The 24,847-nt window shown below is 29.0% G+C and carries 18 protein-coding genes; 9 read left to right on the forward strand and 9 right to left on the reverse strand.

Translation table 11 applies throughout. The features are described 5' to 3' along the window. Positions 1–3 precede the first annotated feature (3 nt). A complete protein-coding gene (gene hutI, locus PHEL85_RS04035; protein ID WP_036821359.1) occupies positions 4–1,245 on the forward strand; it encodes an imidazolonepropionase in 1,242 nt (413 codons plus the stop codon). Positions 1,246–1,262: 17 nt separating this feature from the next. Here the strand turns inward: hutI and PHEL85_RS17915 are convergent, their stop codons facing one another. Beyond that, positions 1,263–3,737, reverse strand: a complete 2,475-nt coding sequence (locus tag PHEL85_RS17915; protein WP_036821361.1) for an exopolysaccharide transport family protein — start codon at positions 3,735–3,737, stop codon at positions 1,263–1,265. A 5-nt stretch (positions 3,738–3,742) separates the two neighbouring features. Beyond that, positions 3,743–4,576, reverse strand: a complete 834-nt coding sequence (locus tag PHEL85_RS04045; protein ID WP_036821364.1) for a polysaccharide biosynthesis/export family protein — start codon at positions 4,574–4,576, stop codon at positions 3,743–3,745. Between the two features lie 87 nt (positions 4,577–4,663). On the opposite strand from PHEL85_RS04045, the gene PHEL85_RS04050 reads away from it, so the two are divergent. The 4 genes from PHEL85_RS04050 to secA all read left to right on the forward strand — a co-directional run bounded on the left by PHEL85_RS04050 (position 4,664) and on the right by secA (position 9,992). Next, entirely contained in the window at positions 4,664–5,440 is a 777-nt protein-coding gene (locus tag PHEL85_RS04050; RefSeq protein ID WP_036821367.1) for an O-methyltransferase, read from the forward strand. 100 nt (positions 5,441–5,540) lie between these two features. Beyond that, positions 5,541–6,113, forward strand: a complete 573-nt coding sequence (locus PHEL85_RS04055; protein WP_036821370.1) for a cob(I)yrinic acid a,c-diamide adenosyltransferase — start codon at positions 5,541–5,543, stop codon at positions 6,111–6,113. 169 nt (positions 6,114–6,282) lie between these two features. Further along, positions 6,283–6,504: a DUF2795 domain-containing protein gene (locus PHEL85_RS04060; RefSeq protein WP_004571063.1), complete on the forward strand. Its 222-nt coding sequence runs from the start codon at positions 6,283–6,285 to the stop codon at positions 6,502–6,504. A gap of 146 nt (positions 6,505–6,650) precedes the next feature. After that, complete coding sequence (gene secA, locus PHEL85_RS04065; RefSeq protein ID WP_036821374.1) at positions 6,651–9,992, forward strand: preprotein translocase subunit SecA; 3,342 nt, start codon at positions 6,651–6,653, stop codon at positions 9,990–9,992. An 85-nt stretch (positions 9,993–10,077) separates the two neighbouring features. On the opposite strand, the gene PHEL85_RS04070 is transcribed toward secA, so the two are convergent. From PHEL85_RS04070 to nadC, 7 genes are all read right to left on the reverse strand, one after another. Next, entirely contained in the window at positions 10,078–14,211 is a 4,134-nt protein-coding gene (locus tag PHEL85_RS04070; RefSeq protein ID WP_235318228.1) for a glycosyl hydrolase, read from the reverse strand. Between the two features lie 274 nt (positions 14,212–14,485). Beyond that, complete coding sequence (folE, locus tag PHEL85_RS04075; protein WP_235318229.1) at positions 14,486–15,154, reverse strand: GTP cyclohydrolase I FolE; 669 nt, start codon at positions 15,152–15,154, stop codon at positions 14,486–14,488. A 108-nt stretch (positions 15,155–15,262) separates the two neighbouring features. Then, the gene (hisS, locus tag PHEL85_RS04080) at positions 15,263–16,630 is read right to left on the reverse strand and encodes a histidine--tRNA ligase (protein WP_036821380.1); all 1,368 of its coding nucleotides are present in this window, start codon (positions 16,628–16,630) and stop codon (positions 15,263–15,265) included. 166 nt (positions 16,631–16,796) lie between these two features. After that, complete coding sequence (locus tag PHEL85_RS04085; protein ID WP_036821383.1) at positions 16,797–17,735, reverse strand: YihY/virulence factor BrkB family protein; 939 nt, start codon at positions 17,733–17,735, stop codon at positions 16,797–16,799. A gap of 42 nt (positions 17,736–17,777) precedes the next feature. After that, positions 17,778–18,347, reverse strand: coding sequence for a pentapeptide repeat-containing protein (locus PHEL85_RS04090; protein ID WP_036821388.1), 570 nt, complete (start codon positions 18,345–18,347; stop codon positions 17,778–17,780). Further along, entirely contained in the window at positions 18,348–20,447 is a 2,100-nt protein-coding gene (locus tag PHEL85_RS04095) for a M3 family metallopeptidase (RefSeq protein WP_052108444.1), read from the reverse strand. 87 nt (positions 20,448–20,534) lie between these two features. Next, a complete protein-coding gene (gene nadC / locus PHEL85_RS04100) occupies positions 20,535–21,392 on the reverse strand; it encodes a carboxylating nicotinate-nucleotide diphosphorylase (protein WP_036821391.1) in 858 nt (285 codons plus the stop codon). Positions 21,393–21,624: 232 nt separating this feature from the next. Between nadC and rlmH the strand changes: the two genes are divergently transcribed. The 4 genes from rlmH (at position 21,625) to PHEL85_RS04120 (ending at position 24,814) form a co-directional block, all read left to right on the forward strand. After that, positions 21,625–22,098, forward strand: coding sequence for a 23S rRNA (pseudouridine(1915)-N(3))-methyltransferase RlmH (gene rlmH, locus PHEL85_RS04105; protein WP_036821393.1), 474 nt, complete (start codon positions 21,625–21,627; stop codon positions 22,096–22,098). 94 nt (positions 22,099–22,192) lie between these two features. Then, entirely contained in the window at positions 22,193–22,774 is a 582-nt protein-coding gene (locus PHEL85_RS04110; RefSeq protein WP_036821396.1) for a non-canonical purine NTP diphosphatase, read from the forward strand. Positions 22,775–22,885: 111 nt separating this feature from the next. Continuing rightward, the gene (locus PHEL85_RS04115) at positions 22,886–23,914 is read left to right on the forward strand and encodes a FecCD family ABC transporter permease (protein ID WP_036823098.1); all 1,029 of its coding nucleotides are present in this window, start codon (positions 22,886–22,888) and stop codon (positions 23,912–23,914) included. 102 nt (positions 23,915–24,016) lie between these two features. Further along, positions 24,017–24,814 (forward strand): ABC transporter ATP-binding protein, encoded by a 798-nt coding sequence (locus PHEL85_RS04120; RefSeq protein WP_036821398.1) that lies wholly within the window; start codon positions 24,017–24,019, stop codon positions 24,812–24,814. Positions 24,815–24,847: the final 33 nt, after the last annotated feature.

A 24,847-nucleotide genomic window follows, 5' to 3' on the forward strand; every position in this document is an offset into this window, starting at 1 on the left:
TTCATGACTCAATTATTCATCAATATTAAAGAATTAGTTCAAGTTAGAGATACCTCTGTAAAAAAAGTTTCTGGAAAAGAAATGAATATTTTACCAACTATTAAAAATGCATTTTTATTGATAAAAAACGAGTCCATTGCTGATTTTGGTTTGATGGATAAAATACCTGAATTTACTGTAGATAAAACCATAGATTGTTCTGGTAAAATGATTTTTCCTACTTGGTGCGATTCTCATACTCATATTGTTTTTGCTGGCAATAGAGAACAAGAATTTGTGGACAGAATAAATGGTTTATCTTATGAAGAAATTGCCAATAATGGTGGAGGAATTTTAAATTCTGCTAAAAAACTTCAAGTAACTTCAGAAGAAGATTTATACAATCAATCTGCAAAAAGATTAGAAGAAGTAATTCTTTTAGGAACTGGTGCAATAGAGATAAAATCTGGTTACGGCCTCACAGTTGAAGCAGAGTTAAAAATGTTACGAGTTATTAAAAAATTAAAAGAAAACTATGACATTCCTATCAAAGCTAGCTTTTTAGGTGCACATGCAATTCCAAAAGAATTTAAAAATGATAAAGAAGGTTATATAAATCTAATTATTGATGAAATGCTACCTAAAATCAAAAAAGAAAATTTAGCAGATTTTATTGATGTTTTTTGTGAAGTAGGTTATTTTTCTGTTGATGATACTAATAGAATTTTATCTTCTGCAAAACAATATAATTTAATTCCTAAAGTACATGTTAATCAATTTAATACTATTGGGGGTATTGAAGCTTCTACAAAACAAAATGCTTTATCAGTAGATCATTTAGAAGTTTTAAATGATGAAGATATTGAGCATTTAAAAACTTCTGAAACAATGCCTGTTGCACTTCCCACCTGTTCATTCTTTTTAGGTATTCCATATACACCTGCTAGAAAAATTATTGAGAATAATTTAGCCTTAGCATTAGCAACAGATTACAACCCAGGTTCTACTCCATCTGGAAATATGAATTTTGTAATTTCTACTGCTTGTATAAAAATGAAAATGACACCAGAAGAAGCAATAAATGCTGCTACAATAAATGGAGCATTTGCCATGAATTTATCTGATAAAGTTGGTAGTATAACAAAAGGAAAATTGGCAAATTTCTTTATTTCTAAAGAAATACCAAGTTATAATTTTATTCCTTATAGTTTTGGTCACAATCAAATACAAACTATTTATATTAAAGGAAAAAAAGCATCGAATTAACGATGCTTTTAGTGTTGTTATTTTTTCTTAAAAAAACTTGATATTTTTGAGAGGATACTTTTAGGTTCTTCATTCTCATGATATCCATAACCATATTTACCATAACCATATCCATAGCCGTAACCATATCCGTAGCCATAACCATATCCATAACCGTATTTGTTTGTAATAGAAAAGTCATTTAATACATAACTAATATTTGTTACTTCTTTATTTTTATACTTATCATCAATCATTTTCATCATTCCTCTCTCAGAGTAATTTTGACGAATTACATAAATAACAGCATCTGCATACTTAAATAATTCTAATGCATCAGAAACTAAACCAACAGGAGGTGTATCTATAATAACATAATCGTATCTTTCTTTAAGACTTTTAATCATTTTATCTGCAGTTTCATTTAAAAGAAGCTCAGAAGGGTTAGGAGGAATTGGTCCTGATAAAATTAAATCTAAATTTGGAATTTTAGTAGGAATTATGATTTCATCCAAAGTTTTTTGGTTGATTAAATGATTTACAACACCTATATCATTTGTTAAATTAAAATCATCATAAATTTTTGGTTTTCTTAAATCTAACCCCATTAAAACTGTTTTCTTTCCACTCAAAGCAAAAACAGTTGCCATATTAATAGAAACCATAGTTTTTCCTTCTCCACTAACAGAAGAAGTTAAAATTAATGTTTTAGATTCATCTGTTTGAGCATTTTTAAACAAGAACTGAATATTAGACCTTAATGCTCTAAATGACTCGGATACAGAAGATTTTGGCCTTTCAAATACCGCTAAATTATTTTTACCTTGATTTCTACCTACAACACCTAAAACAGGTATCGCATAGTTATTTTGTATTTCTTCAGCTGTATGAATTTTATTGTCTAAAATTTCCCTAATAATTATGTAAAATAACGGAAAAACAATTCCCAACATTAATCCTATTAAATAATTAAATTGAGGTTTTGGATAGTTAGGACCCTCACCTAAATCTTTAGCTTCATCAATTATCTTTACATCAGAAACATTTGCAGCAATCGCTGTACCAGCCTCATAACTTTTTTGCTTTAGATAATTATAATTTGCCTCTGATATTTCGAAATTTCTTTGGTACTTTAATAAACCTTGTTCTCTAGATGGTATTTTTTTTAATTTAGAATTTGAAATTGACAACCTTTTTTTAAGCTTGCTAATTTTAGCATTATTTATATTCTTTAAGTTTGCAATATTCTCAAGTAAATTGTTTTTAGCAATAGTGATTTCACTATTCAATTTCTTTAAATGTGGATAATCTTCAGTTACGGTTCTTTTTAAACTTTCTCTTAACGAAGATTTTTGAATAAGTATACTAATTTCTTCTGCAATTTTAGCATCTTGTATTTTAATTAAAGCTGGTACAGGTATTCCTTCTGAATATTGATTGTGAGTTAAAATATAACTTCTTAGGTTCTTTAAATAATCGTTATATTCTAATAGTTCTTTTTTCTCTTTTTCAAGGTCTATTAATTCTTCAAAAATTTGTGTACCTTCTGTTGATAAATCATAAATATTATTAACCTCTTTATAAACTCCTAGTTCTCTTTCTATTTTATTAAGACTATCTTTTTCTTTTATAAAAAGTTCATCAATGTACTTTTTAGTTTTTCTTGCATATAAAATTTTCTGTTCTTGTTTATCTTCTTCTAAAACCTGAACTGTAGCATTTAAATAATTTACAATTCTTTTTTTGTTTGGCCCACTCATCGATAAACCTAACAAAGATGCTGCATCTGTAATTGTACTTATGGTAACTCCTCTATAATTACCTACGGTTCCATCAAAACTTGCAAATTTTATATAAAATACATCTCCAATATTAAACTTTTTATTTTTTTCTAATGAAAAATTTAAATAAGAAGTATTTATAACTTCATCAACCTTAAACTCTTTTGAGAAGTTAGATTTATCTGATATAAATTCATCAATAGTATTAACATCATATGTAATTAATTGGTCAGAACCTAATTCATTAAAATCAAAAGATAATCGAAACTTATTTTCCCCAGTTATTTCAATTTTTAACAGCTTATTATATAATTGAGGCTTATTTGTTTTAAGATTTACTGAAAAAGGGGCATATCCATAAACATCTTCCATTCTATATCTACCTTCACTTAGATAATCTATAAAGAAGTTTAATTTTTTTACTACTTTTTCATTGTGTGATCTAGAGCCTATAATAACTTTTATTGTTTCTATTTCATCACTTGCTCCTCCCCAATTAAATGCAATATTAGTACCTGTTGAAAATAAAGGGTTATTTTCTTCTTTTACAGAAATCACTGTACTTAAACTATATCTCTTTTCCTTATAACCTGTCATAAATTTAGCCACAATCAAAGCGATAATAATAGTTGCTAAAAATAGTTTCCAGTAAGAAATAATTTTAAATATATAGGTTTTAATATCTATATTATTTTGAATTGTAGGTGTATTAAAATTTATTTTATTATCCATAAATACTATAAATTTCTAGCTAAAACAAAAGTAGAGGTTAATAATGTAAATACTGATATTATGGTTGTGAAAGTCTGAAGACCAGTTGTGCCTGTACCCCAAGACTTTTGTTTTAAAGGAACTATATTAATAATATCATTTGGTTTTATATAAAAAACATCAGAATTAAAAGCATTTATATTGGTTAAATCAATGGTGAATTTTTCAGTTCCAGAAATCGAGTTTCTAATTATTTCTACCTTTTTTCTATTACCCACTATTGTAATATCACCCGAGTTTGCAATTGCATCTATAACAGAGACTTTGTTTTGAAAAATAACCTTAGGCCCAGGATCAGCAATTTCTCCAATAATAGTGTATTTTATTCCAGATAACTTTACAGAAACAAAAATATCTTCTTTATTTTTTAAATACCTATTAAGTTCGTTTTCAATTTTTTTCCTAACTTCAACTGTAGTATAACCTAAAACATTTATCTCTCCTAAAGTTGGCATTCTTATATTACCATAACTATCTATACTGTAATCTGAAAAATATCCAGATCCAGAACCAAAATTTTGACCTGAATTACCTCCTGAATTACCTCCTGAATTACTTCCTGAACTTCTTCCTGAATAATTTCCCATTGTCTGTTTTTTAAAAATTGACACCATTTCTTCATCACTTGACTTGATATCAATATTCAACATATCATCTACCTGCAATTTATAAGGAATATCATTTATTCTTTTTATTTCCTTTTTTTGAATTGGCTTTCCTTGTAAATAAATTAGATCTTTACTAGGAACACAAGAGAAAAGGAAAGATATAGATAAGAGTAATAAAAAGTATTTTTTCATTTTAATTTTAATCTTCAATAAGCACAAATATACTTTTTAAAAGTGATTTGCTATAATTTTATTTTATTTTCGTTTTTTTTATAAAAAATGACTCATTTAATAATAGAATATTTAAAATTCCTCACAAAAGCATCCAATCAACATGGAGTTCACTCTCCTTTTGTGTATAATTTAGTAACAAAATGTTTTTATCTAAAAACAGATGCTGCTTTATGGAAATTATTTACAAAAATTAAGCAACAATTATTAGACAACAAAACAATTATAAAAGTCACAGATTTTGGGTCTGGCTCTAAAGTGTTTAAAACCGACAACCGAGAAGTTTCTAAAGTTGCTAAAGTTGCTGGAGTTTCAAGTAAAAAAGCAAAATTATTAATTCGTTTAGTAAATTATTTTAAACCTACAAATATTTTAGAAATAGGTACATCTCTTGGTTTAGCTACATCAGCAATTAAAATTGGTAATATTGAGTCTCAAATTACAACATTAGAAGGTTGCCCAGAAACAAGTAAAATAGCTCAAGAGTTATTCAAAAAAAATAATTTCAATAAAATTAATATTATCACTGGTGATTTCATAGAAACACTTCCAAAATCTATAAAAAATCAAGAATATGATTTAATTTATTTTGATGGAAATCATAATAAAAAAGCAACTTTAGATTATTTTAAAACTTGTTTGCCAACAATTAATAATAGTTCTGTTTGGGTTTTTGATGACATCTATTGGAGTAATGAAATGAAAGAAGCTTGGTCTGAAATTAAAAATCATCCAAAAGTAACGGTTACAGTAGATGTTTTTCATTGGGGAATTGTTTTCTTCAGAAAAGAACAAGAAAAAGAACATTTTAAGATAAGAGTTTAAAAAAGGTGTAATTGTTTAACTTTTAAATGGTGTAAAGATTAAACGTCACAACTTTTAAACTTTGTAACTTTGATACTTTTAAAATTTGAAATTCATTTAAATGAAAATATATACAAAAACTGGTGATACTGGTACAACTGCTCTTTTTGGAGGTACAAGAGTTAAAAAATACAATTTACGCATAGAAAGTTACGGAAATGTAGATGAACTAAATTCATATATAGGTTTAATAAAAGACCAAAATATTAGTGATAATATTAAAAGTTCTTTACTTAAAATACAAAATGAATTGTTCACTTTAGGTGCAATGTTAGCAACTCCACCAGAAAAAGAAACTTTAAAAAGTGGAAAAGAAAGACTCAATATTCCTAAAGTTGATGACAGTTCTATTTTATTTTTAGAAAATGAAATTGATAAAATGGATGAAGAGTTACCTCAAATGACTCATTTTATTCTTCCAGGAGGTCATCAAGCTGTGTCATTCTGTCACATAGCAAGATGTGTTTGTAGACGAGCAGAACGTTTATCTGTAGAATTAAACGATCAAGAAACGATAAACAATGACATCATAAAATACTTAAACCGACTTTCTGACTACCTTTTTACGTTGGCACGAAAGTTGTCGAAAGACTTATCAGTAGAGGAAATCAAGTGGATTCCTGAAAAAAAATAATAAGTTCTTTTTTTATCGATAAGAATAAATTTTAAATTTTATTTTACACATAAAACACTGATTTTAAACGAATCATGAAATTTTAAATTTACTTCACAATAAATTTCTTAAAAAAGACTTGCATAATTCAGCAAAAAAATTATTTTTGCACAAAATTAAACAATAAGAAATGTATTGGACATTAGAATTAGCATCTTATTTAGCAGATGCGCCTTGGCCAGCAACCAAAGATGAGTTAATAGATTACGCAATTAGAACTGGATCTCCTTTAGAAGTAGTAGAAAACCTACAAGATATTGAAGATGAAGGTGACTCGTATGACTCAATTGTTGAGATTTGGCCTGATTATCCAACTGAAGATGATTATCTTTGGAATGAGGATGAATACTAAATCAGAAAAAAAATATAAAGTCTCTAAGGAGGCTTTTTTTTTGTTTTTTTTTAATCGATAAAATGTTTTTTTTTCAGGTTATAAAACTTGATTCCCAATTGAAACAACACAGTTGCATAAGTAACTGAAAAACATATAGATATATAATGAATATTTTAAACTCAGTAATTAAACTTTTTGTAGGAGATAAACAACAGAAAGATTTAAAAGGATTACAACCAGTAGTAGAAGATGTAAAAAAATTCGAACTTGCTTTTTCTAAACTTTCACACGACGAATTACGTGCTAAAACAATAGAATTCAAAGAGAGAATTAAAGATGCAACTAAAGAGTTTAATGATAAAATTATTGCTTTAGAAGAAGAAGCTAAAACTGCAGAAATAGATCGTCAAGAAGACATTTATACAGAAATAGATTCCTTAAAAGATGAAGCATATACAATTTCTGAAGCAACATTACTTCAAATTATGCCGGAAGCTTTTGCTGTGGTAAAAGAAACTGCAAAACGTTTTGTAGAAAATACAGAAATTGAAGTTACAGCATCTCCTTATGATAGAGAATTATCTGCAGAAAGAGAAAATGTTACTTTAGAAGGTGATAAAGCTTTTTGGGCCAATTCTTGGGATGCATCAGGTAAACCAGTTACTTGGGACATGGTTCATTATGATGTTCAATTAATTGGTGGCTCTGTTTTACATCAAGGTAAAGTTGCAGAAATGATGACTGGTGAAGGGAAAACATTGGTTTCTACCCTACCTGTTTATTTAAATGCCTTAACAGGAAATGGAGTTCATTTAGTAACTGTAAATGATTATTTAGCAAAACGTGATAAGGCGTGGATGGGACCAATTTTTGAGTTTCACGGTTTTACTACAGATTGTATAGATTATCATCAACCAAATTCTGATGCGCGTAGAAAAGCATATAATGCAGACATTACTTATGGAACAAATAACGAATTCGGGTTCGATTATTTGCGTGATAATATGGCAAGTTCTAAAGACGATTTAGTACAAAGAGCTCCAAATTACGCTATTATTGATGAAGTAGATTCTGTTTTAATTGATGATGCTAGAACTCCATTAATCATTTCAGGTGCCGTACCTCAAGGAGACAGACACGAATTTAATGAATTAAAACCTTTAGTTTCTGATTTAGTTACCTTACAAAAACATCATTTAGTTAGTGTTTTGGCAGAAGCTAAAAAATTAATTGCAGAAGGAAATGATAAAGATGGTGGGTTCTTGTTATTAAGAGTTTACAGAGGTTTACCAAAAAACAAAGCCTTAATTAAATTTTTATCACAAGAAGGTGTTAAACAAATCTTGCAAAAAACAGAAAACTATTACATGCAAGATAACAACAAATTAATGCCAGAAGTAGATGAAGACTTATGGTTTGTTGTTGAAGAAAAAAATAATCAAATTGATTTAACTGATAAAGGAATTGCAGATTTATCACAAAAAACAGACAATGATAATTTCTTTGTTTTACCAGATATTGGTATAAAAATTGGTGAAATTGATGCATCAGAAAGTAGTAAAGAAGAAAAAGCTTCTCAAAAAGAAGAATTATACAAAGATTTTAGTATTAAAAGTGAGCGTATTCATACAATGAATCAACTTTTAAAAGCATATACTGTTTTTGAAAAAGATGTTGAGTATGTTGTAATGGATAATAAAGTAATGATTGTTGATGAACAAACAGGTCGTATTATGGACGGTCGTCGTTATTCAGACGGATTACATCAAGCCATTGAAGCAAAAGAAAATGTAAAAATTGAAGATGCTACTCAGACTTTTGCAACAGTAACTTTACAGAATTACTTTAGAATGTATCGCAAACTTTCTGGAATGACAGGAACTGCGATAACAGAAGCAGGTGAGTTATGGGAAATTTACAAATTAGATGTTGTAGAAATTCCTACCAACAAACCAATTCAAAGAGATGATAAAGAAGATTTAATTTACAAAACTGCTCGTGAAAAATACAATGCAGTTATTGAAGATATCGTAAAATTAGTTGAACAAAAAAGACCTGTTTTAGTTGGTACAACTTCTGTAGAAATATCAGAATTATTAGGTAGAATGTTACAAATGCGTAAAATTCCTCATAATATTTTAAATGCAAAATTACACAAACGTGAAGCAGATGTAGTTGCAGAAGCTGGTAAACCTGGAGTTGTAACCATTGCAACAAATATGGCTGGTCGTGGAACAGATATTAAACTTTCTGACGAAGTAAAAGACGCTGGTGGTTTAGCAATTATTGGTACAGAAAGACACGATTCTAGACGTGTAGATAGACAGTTAAGAGGGCGTGCAGGAAGACAAGGTGATGTTGGTTCTTCTCAATTTTATGTAGCTTTAGATGATAATTTAATGCGTCTTTTTGGTTCTGATAGAATTGCTAAAATGATGGATAGAATGGGATTAAAAGAAGGTGAAGTAATTCAGCATTCTATGATTACCAAATCTATTGAAAGAGCACAGAAAAAAGTTGAAGAAAATAACTTTGGTATCAGAAAACGTTTGTTAGAATATGATGATATAATGAACTCTCAACGTGAGTTTGTTTATAAAAGAAGACGTCATGCATTAGATGGTAAACGTTTGCAAGTAGATATTGCAAATATGATTTATGATACTTGTGAATCTATCATAAATGTTAACAAAGCCGCAAAAGATTTTCAAAATTTTGAATTCGAATTAATTCGTTTTTCTTCTATGACTTCTCCTTTTTCTGAAGAAGAATTTGAGAAATTATCAGAAAAAGAAATTACAGATAAATTATATGACATAGTTACTGAACATTACAAAAACAAAATTGAAAGAAATGCCGTTTTAGCATTTCCAGTAATTAAAGATGTTTTTGAAAATGAAGGTGATAGATATGAGCGTATAGTTGTTCCTTTTACAGACGGAATTAAATCTTTACAAGTTGTTACCAACTTAAAAGAAGCTTATGAAAGCGAAGGAAAAAGTCTAATTACAGATTTCGAAAAAAATATCACTTTAGCAATTATTGATGAAAACTGGAAAGATCATTTACGTAAAATGGATGATTTAAAACAATCTGTTCAGAATGCATCATATGAGCAAAAAGATCCTTTATTAATCTATAAGTTTGAAGCTTTTGAATTATTTAAAACCACAGTTGATGAAATAAACAAAGAGGTTTTATCTTTCTTATTTAAAGGAGAATTACCGAATCAAGATACTAATCAAATCTCTGAAGCTCGTCAGCAAAAAAGAGAACGTTTAAATACAAGTAAAGCAGATGTTCAAAATACAACAGAACAAGCTATTCAAAATTCTCGTCAACAATCTTCAGAACCAATAGAAACTATTGTAAGAGAGCAACCTAAAATTGGTAGAAACGAGCGAGTTACTATTAAAAATGTAATGAGTGGTGAAGAAAAAGTTGTTAAATACAAACAAGCTATTCCTTTAATTGAAAAAGGAGAATGGGTTTTAATTAATAGTTAATCCATCAATTTATATCCCATAAAAAACCGTTTAGAAATTCTAAACGGTTTTTTTTATTATATATGTGAAAATGAATTTTAAAATATTAGTTTTTCATCAGTCTTTTAGAAACACTTCCTTTTGAAGTATATATTTTTACTAAATATAAACCACTAGATAAATCATCAACATGAATTTCATTTAGGTTACTTTTTTCAATTTTCACTAAGTTTCCAAGAACAGAATAAATTTCTATTTTATTAATATCTTCAGTTTGTAATTTTATAAATAATTTATTATTCACAGGATTTGGAAACATAACTATTTTAGCTTCTAAAGTTTTATCAACAATACCCAAAGAAGCACAACTATCACCAACTTTGTAATTGATATATTTTGTAACAGCCAACCCTCCAGAAAAAGCAAATTTACATCCATAAGAGATAGTTTCTCCGGCATTAAAACCTCCTATCGTTTTTGTATATTTTAAACCAGAAACATTTTCCATTTGAGTTTCACCAAAAGGAGTTTGTTTCCACAAATAAGCTACAACTCCTACTCTATCTGTATCTAACAACTCAAAAGTTATTTTTACGCTTGTTCCTATAGTTTCAAAAGTAGCAATATAACCTGTAGAAAATGAACCTTGTTGGGCAACATTAGATGTTTCTGTACATTCTTTTACTTCATTAACAGTAATATTTATACTTTGAGAAGTAGTTTGTGCAGCTTCATTATCTATAGCAATTGCTTTTATTTCATGAGAACCAACTGCTGCATTTATCCAGTTAAAAGAAAAAGGTGCAGTTGTATCTTCACCAATTTTTATATTACCCTCGTAAAACTCAACTTTTGTAATTGTTCCATCTAAATCTGAAGCAGAAGTTGTTATATTGATAGCTGTTCCTTCAGAAAAAGAACTATTATTTGATGGCGAAGTAATTGAAATTGTAGGACTTGCATTCGCATTATCTTGTACAACAACAAGCACAGAACTATTAGCTGAATAAGTTCCATCACTAACTGTTAACTTACATTTATAAATACCTTTTTCTAAGTTTGATATTGATGGAGATTCTAAAGTGTGATCATTAAAATTAATTATTGATGGTCCATAAATTTGTTCCCATATATACGTAATTGTTTCATCTTCTGGATCATTACTTAAAGAACCATCTAAAGTTGCAGTCGTTTCTGGTGAAATAACGACAACATTATTTCCTGCATTTGCAACTGGAGGCATATAATCTAAAGGAGCTGCGTATGTAAAATCCATTTTTCCTAAATTAAATTCTCCATTTAGAAAAACAACCTTTAAAATGTGTTTTCCTTTTGTAAACTCAATATCATTTACGGTTTTAGTTTGCCAACTAGACCAATCATTTGTATACGTCAAATTAATATCTGAACTAATTTTTTTACCATCAATTTCAAAATAAAAAGGACCTCCTCCATTTGAATTACCAGATGCAAAACGTACATCTAAATTAAATTTACCAGAAGTTTGTACATCAATTGAATATTCTAACCATTCACCAGCAGAAATCCAACCAACTGTATTTCCTTCTGTATTATCTATTGCAGCATCTACATATTCATCAGTTCTAAAATCACCTTCGTTGTTTTGAGAAACATCAACATAAGAAATATTTTGCCCAACTCCACCTTCAAATTTATCATAATTTCCTGCTTCAATAATTCCAGGAATTGTAAAAGCTGTGTCTAAAAAAGGTACTTGCTCACCAACTTGAATTTGTACAATATTGGTTACATTAAAATTAGTGTTTACATAGACTTTTGCATACATACCATGTACCCCAAGTAATAAATTTTCTGCTTTAAAATTATATGGAGCATCCGTTTTTGTACCAATTAAAGTTGTTCCGTCATAAAACTCAACTTTTGTAACGCCACTTTCTGTTGTTGTTACTGATAAATTTACACTTCCGTTTGCATACGCTTGATTAAAATCTGAACTAATAACTCCAGATATTGAAACATCTTTACTCGTAATCATTTGATGCGCAGGAACTGTTAATTTAAATCCATCAGAAAAAGAAACAACAATTTCTGAATTCGTATAATTATGAGCAACATACGTAGTTTCTCCATTTTGTTTAAAAACCATTGCAATTGGGTAATCTGCAGTAATAGTTGCATCTACAATCCCCAAAGCATTTGCGCTATGTAACCAATGATATGTTTGTGCATCAGAAATACCAAACTTTAAATTTCTATCAGGATATGCGTTATAAAGATTTACAGCTTCTTGTGGATTGATCATTGATAAATATTTCCAATAGGTATCATGCCATAAATTGTCATTATTTTCTTGATTTAAAACTCCTGTATTTTGAGAAATTTCATCCCATAATTTCTGTGCGTATTGTTGATTATGTCCTAAATAAAAAGATCCTGCATGAATTGGATACATTTCTATACCATAAGAAGCAGCAATATCTGCAGTCCAAAAAGTACCATTATCATAAGAGTTTCCCCAAATTCTAGACACTAAACTATATTGTTGTGAACTAGAAAAATTACGTTCATAAACATCAAACCAATATTCTTCAATTGCAGTTTGCTCTGTAGTGTAAATATAAATTCCTAAATCTCTAATTTCTTTGTTGTTTGATATTGTTCCCCAATGAATTAAAGAAGATGCAAACTGCATACTTTCTGATGTTGATTCTTGGTCATTTCCTTGTGGAAAAGTAGCAAATCCATTTGCCCAACTATGACCTGCATAAGGACTAAAATTTCTTAAAAAAGGAAACGTATCATCATTTCTGTCTGATGAAGCTGCATCTCTAACTAAAAGATTTATCATTTCTCCCCATTGATTCATCCAACCTGGTTGAAATTGCTCCATAAAAGCTGCAGCATGAATAAAATATCCCCAATGAAAATGATGATCATTTATATTAGAATCTTGTCCATGACCTGCAGGATAACCAATTAAAGTAGAATACGCAGCATTGTAATAAAAAAGAAACGCTTTTTCCCCAGATTCAAAAGACAACCAGTCTTCTAATCGTTCTTTTATTGTTGCAATCATTTTATCCCTTGCTGCAATATTTCCTGTTTGATCTGCAATTCTTGCGGTTTGAATTAAACGATTCATAACTTGCCCTTCATTGTAAGAATCTGTCCAAGTTGCTAAACCATCATTTTCAATTTGAGCAATTTTACTATCTAAGTCAGCAGGACTAAAACCTTCACTATAATTTGCTAAATAAGGTAACGTTGGTAAAATACCTTTAAAAGTGTTTTCTACAGAAAAAGTATTTCCTTTTAACATTTTTAAAGCTCCTCTAATTGAGCTGTAAGTAGCTTCACTTGGAGTTGCAGAAGTTGATGATAAATTATTCCATTGATGAGGCAATAAACCCAATAACATGTCTGTTTCTGAACCTTCTTTTACAACAGAGTTAACTGTAAATGTTGTTGTTACTTTAGATGACGCTTCATTATAAGCCCAAGAAGTTTCTGTATTTGTTGGAAAAACATACGCATATTTTTTAAATTCTTGAGCGGCAGTATTTACATTTGATGTGTTTTGAGGTAGCATTACCATAGACCAAAAGTCTTTTCCATTTAAGGTTGATGTAAACACATTTCCAGATTCAACCCAAGTACTTCCTACAGGTGCATAAAAAACAAAATCTGCTCCACTTGTAGCATTTTCTACTATTAATAGTTCGTTTAAAATAGTCGATGTACCAGAGTTTACTTTAATTTCTACAATATCATCAGCATCTTTTTCAAAGTATAAAAAAGGCATTCCAATTCCTGCTGTTGTTTTTAATTCGTGATTACCGTCTTTCCAATTCATAGTTACAATCCAATCAGAATAATCAGCAACGGTTGTTTTTGTTGTTGATAAACCAGACAATTGCACTTCAATTGGAGCAGAATCTCCAATAACACCAGAGGGAATATAAGTTACAATTAAACCATTATTAGTCGTTTTTAAGGTCATTGGATAATTAAATAAATTATCTGCATGATCCTCTTTTACTAATTTAGACCACCAATCATTTGTTGGAACTGGCTTGCCTAATGCATTGCCACTTAACTGAGGAGAACCAGAAGGAAATCCATTTCTACCAGCTGCATCTGTTCCAGGGTGACTATTGGTATAACTTCCATTTCCAACTTGAGTAGTTTGAGAAAATAAAGTTATAGTAAATACAAAAAACAATAATTTTAATAATAGGGTTCTTAAAATTTTATACATAATTTTGGTTTTATTGTAAAGTTAGAATTGTTATTTCAATAAAAACAAAATACTACCAATACAAAAACACAACATCTACAGAAAAAATTTTTAATTTAAATATTAGTTAATTTATAATACAGTACCGGGTTACAAGAGATAAAAACCATATTTAAATTGAAAATAGAACATATACAAAAGCATAACAGATTGATTTATTTTCAATTCATAAAAAAAACGCTTAGAGATTTCTAAGCGTTTTTATAATTTTATTAAATAGTTAATTTTTTTTCTATTAATCGAAATCTGTATCCATTTTTAGGTAATCTAAAAACTCACGTTTTCTATCTCTTTCTTTAAACTTCCCTCCAAATTCTGCAGTTACAGTAGAACTTTCTATATCTTTAATTCCTCTAGAGTTCACACATAAATGTTTTGCATCAATTACACATGCAACATCTTGTGTTCCTAAAGCTTCTTGCATTGCTTGTACAACTTGCATTGTTAAACGCTCTTGAACTTGAGGTCTTTTAGAAAAATACTCAACAATTCTATTCATTTTTGACAGACCAATTACTTTTCCATCAGAAATATAAGCAACATGTGCTCTACCAATAATTGGCAATAAATGATGCTCACAAGTAGAATATACTACGATATTCTTTTCTACCAACATTTCACCATAATTGTAATTATTATCAAACGTAGATGCTTTTGGCATATTCTTAGGGTTTAACCCCATAAATAACTCATTTACAAATGCTTTTGCAACTCTTTTTGGAGTACCTTGTAAACTATCGTCTGTTAAATCCATTCCTAAAGTGTTTAAAATATCTTTTACACTTTCTTGGATTCTTTCAATTTTTTCTTCATCAGAAATATCAAAAGCGTCTGCTCTTAATGGAGTTGTGGCTGAAGTACCAATGTGATCTTCTCCTAATTCTTCTATTCTTTCGTCATTCATTTTGCTGCTCAATTCAAACATTTCAATCTATATTAAAGTGCAAATTTACGTGTTTGCAACGTATTATCTAAGTTTAATAATCGATAAAAATTATAAAACTATAATATTTTATGCTTTTAACTTATTTACCAACTCTATTAACGAACAGTCTAACTGCTCTCCAGAAGTCATATTTTTCAAAGTAAAAACATTGTTTTCTACTTTAGAAACTACAAATTCTATTGCTCTATTGGTAACGTATTTCCATTGTCGTTTTTGGGCTTTATTACTTGCACCTAAATCTGGATAAAATTCACTTTTCACATTATTTTCTCTTAAACTCTTAATTGCTTTCATTTTAGCAACATCTGTAGTTGCATCAAAATTTAAGAAAATAACTTTTGGTTTTGGTAAATCAACAGTTTTAAATAAACCTAATTCTTCAAGAACTAAATAGATTCTGTCTAATCCAAAAGAAATACCAACTCCAGAAACATCTTTTAATCCAAAGATTCCTGTTAAATCATCATATCTTCCACCACCACCAATAGAACCCATTTTTACACCTTCTGGCGCAGCAACTTCAAAAATTGCTCCTGTGTAATAATTTAATCCTCTTGCTAAAGTAACATCAACATCTAAAGCTGCAGTTTCTAAACCTAATTCATCAATAGAATTAATTACAAAACGTAACTCCTCTACTCCACTAGTTCCTTCTTCAGAAGACGATAACATACTTTCTAAAGAAGCTAATTTTTCTAAATTAGAACCATTAAAACTAAATAAAGGATCTACTTTTTTAATAGCATCTTCTGTAATTCCTTTAGTTAACATTTCTTTTACAACACCTTCTTTACCAATTTTATCTAACTTATCTAAAGCTATGGTAAAATCAATTAATTTATCTTGTGCTCCAATAACTTCTGCAATACCAGAAAGTATTTTTCTGTTATTTATTTTGATAGTTGTTCCTGCTAAACCTAATTTTGTGAAAACGGTATCATATAACTGAACAAAATCTACTTCTTGCCATAAAGATTTACTACCAACAACATCTGCATCACACTGAAAAAACTCTCTAAAACGTCCTTTTTGTGGTCTGTCTGCTCTCCAAACGGGTTGCACTTGATAACGTTTAAAAGGAAATGTAATATCGTTTTGATGTTGAACAACATATCTTGCAAAAGGTACTGTTAAATCGTAACGTAATGCCTTTTCAGAAATTTGTGAAGTTACTTTTGTACTTTCTTTTTCTAATAATAATTTTTCATCTGCTTTCTTTAAAAAATCACCAGAATTCAAAATTTTAAAAATCAAACGATCTCCTTCTTCACCATATTTACCCATTAAAGTTGATGAGTTTTCAAAACTTGGTGTTTCAATTGGTTGAAAACCGAAAGTTTCAAAACTAGTTTTAATCGTATTCATTATATACGTACGATTTGCAACTTCTGTTGGCGAAAAATCTCTTGTTCCTTTTGGGATGCTTGGTTTCATATATTTAATTATGAATTATGAATTTTAAATTATGAGTTATCTCACTCAAAATCAAAAACTCTTAATCTTTTATACATTCGTTTTTTATAGTTCGAATTTTATTTTTCACAAGAGTGAAATACCTAATCCAACTTCGTTGGCAAATATCGTGAAAAACTTATAAAGGTTATAAGGTTGAATCGATTTTATTTCTTTGTCTTAATGCGTGTAAAGAAGCGTTTAATTCAAACCCCAAGAGCAGAATAATTGCATTTAACCACACAAATAACATTAGTATTAAAAGTGTACCAATAGAACCATATAATTGATTGTATTGCGCGAATTTAACAACGTAAATTCCGAATAAATAAAAAGTACATAATGAAACTACAGTTGTTAAAAGTGCTCCTGCAGAAAAGAATTTTGTTTCTTTTCCTTGCTTGGTTCCATATCTAAAAAGTAGCGAAACAATCGTAAAAATCATTATTAAAAAAACGGCATTTTTTCCAATATAAAAGAGATTTAAATCACTAGTATTCAACCAACCTTGTTCATCAATTTTAGACAACGCAACTTGATATAAAATAAGAGTTGTGATGGTTACTATTAAGAAAAATGACATTAATAAAGAAACTCCTAAAGACACAAAATAAGATTTAAAAACATTTCTAACATCAGTAATATGATACGAATACTCAAAACCTCCAAAAATGGCATTTACACCGTTTGTCATTAAAAAAATTGACAATAAAAATCCAAAAGAAAGTAATCCTCCATATTGATTATTAATAATATCGCCTAAAACAACATTTACAGCTTCAAAGGTTTGAGGTGGTAAAATTTCTTTAATAAAAGAGAATAATCCCTCTTGGAAACCATCAATAGGAATATAAGGAATCAACGTTAAAATAAACAGCATAAAAGGAAAAACTGCCATAAAAAAACTAAATGCAATTCCTCCTGCTCTAGTTGTTAAAGCTCCTTCTACAATACCAATAATGTACATTTCTAGCACATCATATAAAGACATACCTTCTAAACCTGGGACTTTTATTTTCTTCCCAAATTTCACCAAAATATTTACAATTGGTATTTTTTCTAGTTTATCTTCTATTTCTTTACTCATTAGTCCCTTTGTCTTTTAGACATTTCCCCGAAGGAGAAAAACTTACTCGATGATGATTTTATATTTAGATAAAAGCCCAACAACATTTTCTTTACTAAATTTAGCTCCTTTTAAACTATTTTCTTCAGGATTAATTTCAAAATTAAACGCAGTTCTAAAATCTGATTTTTCAAGATTTGTTCTATCAAAAATAGCCAATTTAAAATCGCAATTATCAAAAATTGAATTTGCTAAAACTGTTTCTGTAAAATCTACTTCTTGTAAATTACAATTTACAAAATCGGTATTCAATATTTTTAATTGATAAAAAGATGAAAAGTTTAATTGACAATCTTTAAAACTTAATTGCAATAAAAAAGGATCGCATTCATTAAACTTTACTCCTATCATTTTACAATTGATAAAGTTTACATCTTTAAAAGCGGTTTCTTTAATAATTGTATTGCTAAAATTACAATCTATAAACTCACATTCTACAAACTGAATATTTGATGCATGAATACTTTCGAAATTACAATTGATAAATGTACAATTATCATATTCTCCTTTTTTGATTTTCGTTTTACTGAAATCAATTTTTGAATATTCTTCACTATCAAAATAGTTATCCATTTATTTTAAGCCTCTTGCTTTTAACATTGGTGCAGCTTTAGGATCTCTTCCTGCAAATGTTTTATACATCTCTGCATAATCCATTGTGTTTCCTTTAGATAAAACTTGCTCACGAAATTTTTGTCCGTTTTCACGAGTTAACAATCCATTATCTTTAAACCAATCATAGGCATCATGACTCAACATTTCTGTCCATAAATACGAATAATATCCAGCTGCATATCCTCCACTAAAAATATGTGCAAAATAAGTTGAACGATATCTAGGAGGAATTTCATCAACATTTAATTTCATTATTTTTAAAGCTTCTGCCTCAAACTTAGCAACATCCTTAATATTTTGATCTGCAGAAATTGTATGCCATTTCATATCTAAACTAGAAGAACATAAGTTTTCAATCATAGAATAACCTTGATTAAAAGTACCTGCATCTTTAATTTTTTTCAATAATTCTGCAGGAATCACTTTTCCTGTTTTATAATGTAAAGCGTAATTTTTTAATATTTCTGGATGTGTAGACCAGTTTTCGTTAAACTGAGATGGAAATTCCACAAAATCTCTTGCAGTACTTGTTCCTGAAATGGAAGCATATTTTTGATTTCCAAATAAACCATGTAAAGCATGACCAAATTCGTGAAACATTGTTTCTACGCCATCAAAACTGATTAACGCAGGTTCTCCTGCTGCTGGTTTTGGTGAATTACAAACATTGTAAACTACAGGTTTTTGATTACGTAATTTAGATTGTTTTACAAAACTACTCATCCACGCACCACCACGTTTACTATCTCTTGCAAAATAATCTCCAAAAAATAAACCTAACTTACTTCCATCTTCTTCAAATAACTCATAAACCACAACATCTGGATGATATGTTGGAATATCTGTACGTTTTTTAAATGTAATTCCGTATAATTTTGTTGCTGCATAAAAAACACCTTTTTCTAAAACATTGGTAATTTCAAAATACTGCTTTACCTCTTCTTCATCTAAATTATATTTAGATTTACGTACTTTCTCTGCATAATGATTCCAATCGTAAGGCGTTAATTTAAAGTCTTTTCCTTCTTTATTAATTTCTGCCTGAATCTCTTTTACTTCGGAAGCTGCTTTTTCTAAAGAACCAGGAATTAAGTTTGTAAACATATCAAAAACTTTTTCTGGTTTAGAAGCCATTGTTCCTTGTAAACTCCAGCTTGCAAAATTATCAAAACCTAAAATTTTTGCTTTTTCTGCTCTTAACAAAGCCATTTTTAATACCAAATCACTTGTATTATATTCTCCCTTATCTGCTCTATGAATCGATTTTTCGAATAACTGTTTTCTAATTTCTCTATTTTCTAAAGCCTGTAAAGAAGGTTGTTGTGTCGTATTTATTAACTGAATTTCATACTTTCCATCTTTTTCTAAAGATTTAATTTTTTCTTCAGAAAAGCCTTTTAACTGAGCTTTATCAGCAACTACAATTCCACCTTTTTTACTTGCGTCTAACAATTTCTTTCCAAAATCGTTTGATAAACTCGCTATTTCAGAATTTATTTCTTTTAATCTCACTTTTTTATCTTCGGATAAATTTGCACCAGCTTTAGAAAAATCCTTAAAATATTCTTTTACTAAATGTTTCGATTCTGCATCTAAATTAGCTTCTGACAAATTGTTATAAACCGTTTTTATCTTCTCAAATAATTGGGTATTTAATAGAATCTCATCTCTGTGTTTAGAAAACTTAGGCGCCAGTTCTTTTTGATTTGCTTTAATTGTGTCATTTGTATGTGCACCTGCAAGTCCATAAAATACAGCAGTTACATCATCTAACTTTTTACTACTTTCTTCTAAAGCTATAATGGTATTTTCAAAAGTTGGAGTTTCTTTATTCTCTGTAATTTTTGCAATTGCTTCGTTTTGCAATTTCATTCCCTCTAAAATGGCAGGCAAATAATGTGCTGTTTTAATTTTTGTGAAATCTGGCGTACCATATTCTAAAGTACTTTTTACTAATAAAGGATTTTTAGAAATATCCATTGTACTTTCTTTTTTTGCTTCTTTAGTGTTACAACTTGCTACAAAAGCTAAAGTTGCTATTAAAATGTATTTTTTCATTTTTAAGGTATTTTATTTATTTTAAAGTAACAAAGTTAAATTTAGTTGTAAAGCTGCAAAGTCTTACTCTGTAACTTTTTTCAAACTCTAAAAAGCTTTTAAACTCAAATCTAAGTTATAAACAGAATGTGTTAATGCACCAGAAGAAATAAAATCTACACCACATTCTGCGTACTTTCTTATTGTATCTTCATTAATTCCACCAGAAGATTCTGTTAAACAAGTATCACCTATTAAAGCAACTGCTTTTCTAGTATCTTCGTAATTAAAGTTGTCTATTAAAATTCTGTAAACGCCTTCATTTGAAAGAATTTCTTTAATTTCTTCTAAACTTCTCGCTTCAACAATTATTTTAATATCAAGATTTTTCTCTGCTAAATACTTCTTAGTTTTTGTAATTGCTGCAGTAATTCCGCCAGCAAAATCGATATGATTGTCTTTAATCATTACCATATCATACAAAGCAAAACGGTGATTTTCTCCACCTCCAATTTTTACAGCCCATTTTTCTAAAGCTCTAATTCCTGGAGTTGTTTTTCTTGTATCTAAAACTTTGGTTTTTGTTCCTTTTAATAAATCAGCAAAAAAAGCGGTTTTAGTTGCTATTGCACTCATTCTTTGCATTGCATTCAACACCAAACGTTCTGCCATTAAAATAGATTGAGATTTTCCAGAAACATGAAAAACGATGTCTCCATACTTTACTTTATCTCCATCATTTATAAATGTTTCTACTTGTAAATCTTTATCAACATAAGAAAAAACTTGTTTTGCAAACTCCACTCCTGCAATAATTCCATCATCTTTTACCAACAACTTTGCCTTACCAATTGCATCTGAAGGTATACAAGAAAGTGACGTATGATCTCCATCTCCAATATCTTCTCTAATTGCATTTGTAATTATAAGTTCTAACTCTTTTTCAAATTGTTTTTGTGATATCATAATTCTTTTTTATTCTGATGTAAAAATAACAATTTATTACAAGTATTTAATGAAATTTAAAGACTTCTCGATACAATTCCGCAAAAAGCGGAATCACCCGAAGTGACAGCTAGTTCTTACTGTTGCGTTTAATTGCTAAAGAACTGTCACATCGAGTGAAATTCTTTTTTCAAGAATTTTGTATCGAGATGTTTTTAGTTGAATATCTATATATATTTCATAATTTTGAAGCATGAAGATTAAATTACTAGCCATTGGTAAAACTGACAATAAACAATTGATTCAGTTAATTGATGAATATCAAAATAGATTAAAACATTATATAAAGTTTGAGTTAGAGATAATTCCGGATATAAAAAATGTGAAAAATCTAAGTGAAGTTCAACAAAAAGAAAAAGAAGGAAATTTAATTTTATCAAAATTGCAAAATACAGATCAGTTAGTTTTGTTAGATGACAAAGGAAAACAATATACTTCTATTGAGTTTTCTAAATATTTACAAAAGAAAATGAACTCTGGAATTAAACAATTAGTTTTGGTAATTGGTGGACCTTATGGTTTTTCTGAAGCAGTTTATAAAAAATCTGTTGGAAAAATATCTTTATCTAAAATGACATTTTCTCATCAAATGATTCGTTTATTTATTGTTGAACAATTATACAGAGGTTTTACAATTTTGAAGAATGAACCTTATCATCATGAGTAAGACAGCTATTTTTAATATTTTACTTTTTTGATTTTATAAATAACGGAATTAAACTTTGTAACTTTGTTACTTTCTAACTTTGCAACCAAACAAAATGAAACTCGTCTTTGCAACCAACAATTTAAACAAACTTAAAGAAGTACAAGAAATGTTACCAAATTCAATACAATTATTGAGTCTAAAAGACATTCTTTGTTTTGATGAAATTGAGGAAACTAAAACTACCTTAGAAGGAAATGCACAGTTAAAAGCAGATTATATTACTAAGAAGTTTGGTTTTAATTGTTTTGCTGATGATACTGGCCTAGAAGTAGAAAGTTTAAATGGGAAACCTGGAGTATATTCTGCTCGTTTTGCGGGTGAACCTGCAAATTCTGAGAATAATATGCAAAAATTATTAGTAGACTTACAACATAAAACAAATAGAAAAGCACAATTTAGAACAGCTGTTGCTTTAAATATAAATGAAGATAAATTTCTTTTTGAAGGAATTTGTAAAGGTGAAGTTTTGACCAAAAAACATGGAGAAAAAGGTTTTGGCTACGATCCTATCTTTAAACCAGAAGGTTTTAATCAGTCTTTTGCAGAAATGTCAACCGAAGAAAAAAACACCATTTCTCATAGAGGAATTGCCATACAGAAATTAGTTGCTTTTTTAGAAAAAAATTATTCATAAACTTGTAATTACTGCGAAAGCAGGAATCCTTAAAAGTTAAAATAGATTCCCGCTTTCGTGAGAATGACAAAAGTAAAAAAAATAGACTCCTACCACCGCAAGAATGACAGAATGGAAAACAAATCATATACAAAACACTTTCTCTTTTTATCAGTTTTACTGATAATCTTGTTTTTTTTAAACATCAGTTTTGGATCTGTTTCTATTCCGTTTAAAGATATTTTTAACAGCATTTTTGGTGGAAATGTTACCAAAGAAAGTTGGGGAACCATTATCATTAATTTTAGATTACCAAAAGCAATAACAGCAGTTTTAGTGGGTTCTGGTTTGTCAATTTGTGGTTTATTAATGCAAACTTTATTTAGAAATCCTTTAGCAGGACCTTTTGTATTGGGTATTTCTTCTGGTGCAAGTTTAGGAGTTGCTATTTTAATTTTAGGTTCGTCTGTTTTTGGTGGCTTTTTATTAACGAGTTCTGTTTCTAATTGGTCTTTACCAATTGCAGCAAGTTTAGGTGCATTTTTAGTTTTATCTGCAGTAATTATTGCAGCAAATAAAGTTAGAAACACCATGTCTATTTTAATTATTGGATTAATGTTTGGCTCATTAACATCTGCAGTAATCAGCGTTTTATCTTATTTCTCTGAAGCAGCTCAAATTCAACAATATTTATTTTGGTCTTTTGGTAGCTTAGGAAATTTATCTTGGAATGAGATTACTGTTTTTGTTATGATTTATACAATAGGAATTTTAGGAACTATTTCTGTAATAAAACCACTAAACAGTTTTTTATTAGGTGAAAACTATGCAAAAAGCTTAGGAATCAATGTAAAGAGAAGTAGGAACATCATTTTATTAATTACAAGTATTTTAACAGGAGTTATTACCGCTTTTTCGGGGCCAATTGCATTTGTAGGTTTGGCAGTTCCTCACATTGCAAGAATGTTATTTTCTAGTTCTAATCATAAAATATTATTACCAGCTGTTGCAATAATTGGCGCCATTGCTTTATTAGTTTGCGATATGATTGCACAATTACCAACAAGCGAATTTACACTGCCAATTAATGCGATAACCTCACTATTTGGAGCACCAGTTGTAATTTGGCTGTTAATTAGAAAAAAACGAATATTTGTTTAAAATGAGTGGCTAAGTGAAAAATTGCGACAAAGCAAACAAGTCAAACTTTGAAACTTTGAAACTAAAATTAAACTATACAATAAACAATTAAACATTTACACAATTAAACAACATAAAAAACATATCATCTTAAAAACCGAAAATCTATCTATAGGTTATCAGCAAAAAAAAGATGCTAAAATTGTAGCTTCTAAGATCAATTTAGAAATTGAAAAAGGAAAGTTAGTAACTGTTTTGGGTAAAAACGGAATTGGGAAATCTACCTTATTAAGGACACTTTCTAAAGTACAAAAACCTATTTTGGGTGATGTATTTATCCACCAGAAAAAACTACAAGAACTTACTGAAAAAGAACTCTCTACACAGTTAAGTTTAGTATTAACAGAACGTTTACCTGAAAGTCAATTAACTGTTTACGAACTCATTGCATTAGGAAGACAACCTTACACCAATTGGATTGACAAGCTTTCTGAAAAAGATATAGAAAAAGTAGAAACTGCCATTCATCAAACAGAAATAGCACATCTTAAAAATAGACGTTTTTATGAGTTGAGTGATGGTCAATTACAAAGAGTACTTATTGCAAGAGCATTGGCGCAAGACACAGAAATTATTATTTTAGATGAGCCCACTGCACATTTAGACATGCATCATACCATTAAAATATTTTCTTTGTTAAAAAAATTAGTTGCAGAAACTCAAAAAACAGTGGTAATTTCTTCTCATGAAGTTAATTTATCCATTCAATTGGCAGATGAAATTATCTTAATAACAGAAAACACCTTGCATTCAGGAACTCCTAAAAAGTTAATTGAAGAAAATGCGTTTGATACTTTATTCCCCAAAGAATTGGTGATTTTTAATAAGGAATTACAACAATTTGTTATTAGTAAAAATTAATCTGTTATTTATGACTACTTTTAAATATTCAAA

It is taken from the genome of Polaribacter sp. Hel1_85, from assembly GCF_000766795.1.
GTDB lineage: Bacteria > Bacteroidota > Bacteroidia > Flavobacteriales > Flavobacteriaceae > Polaribacter.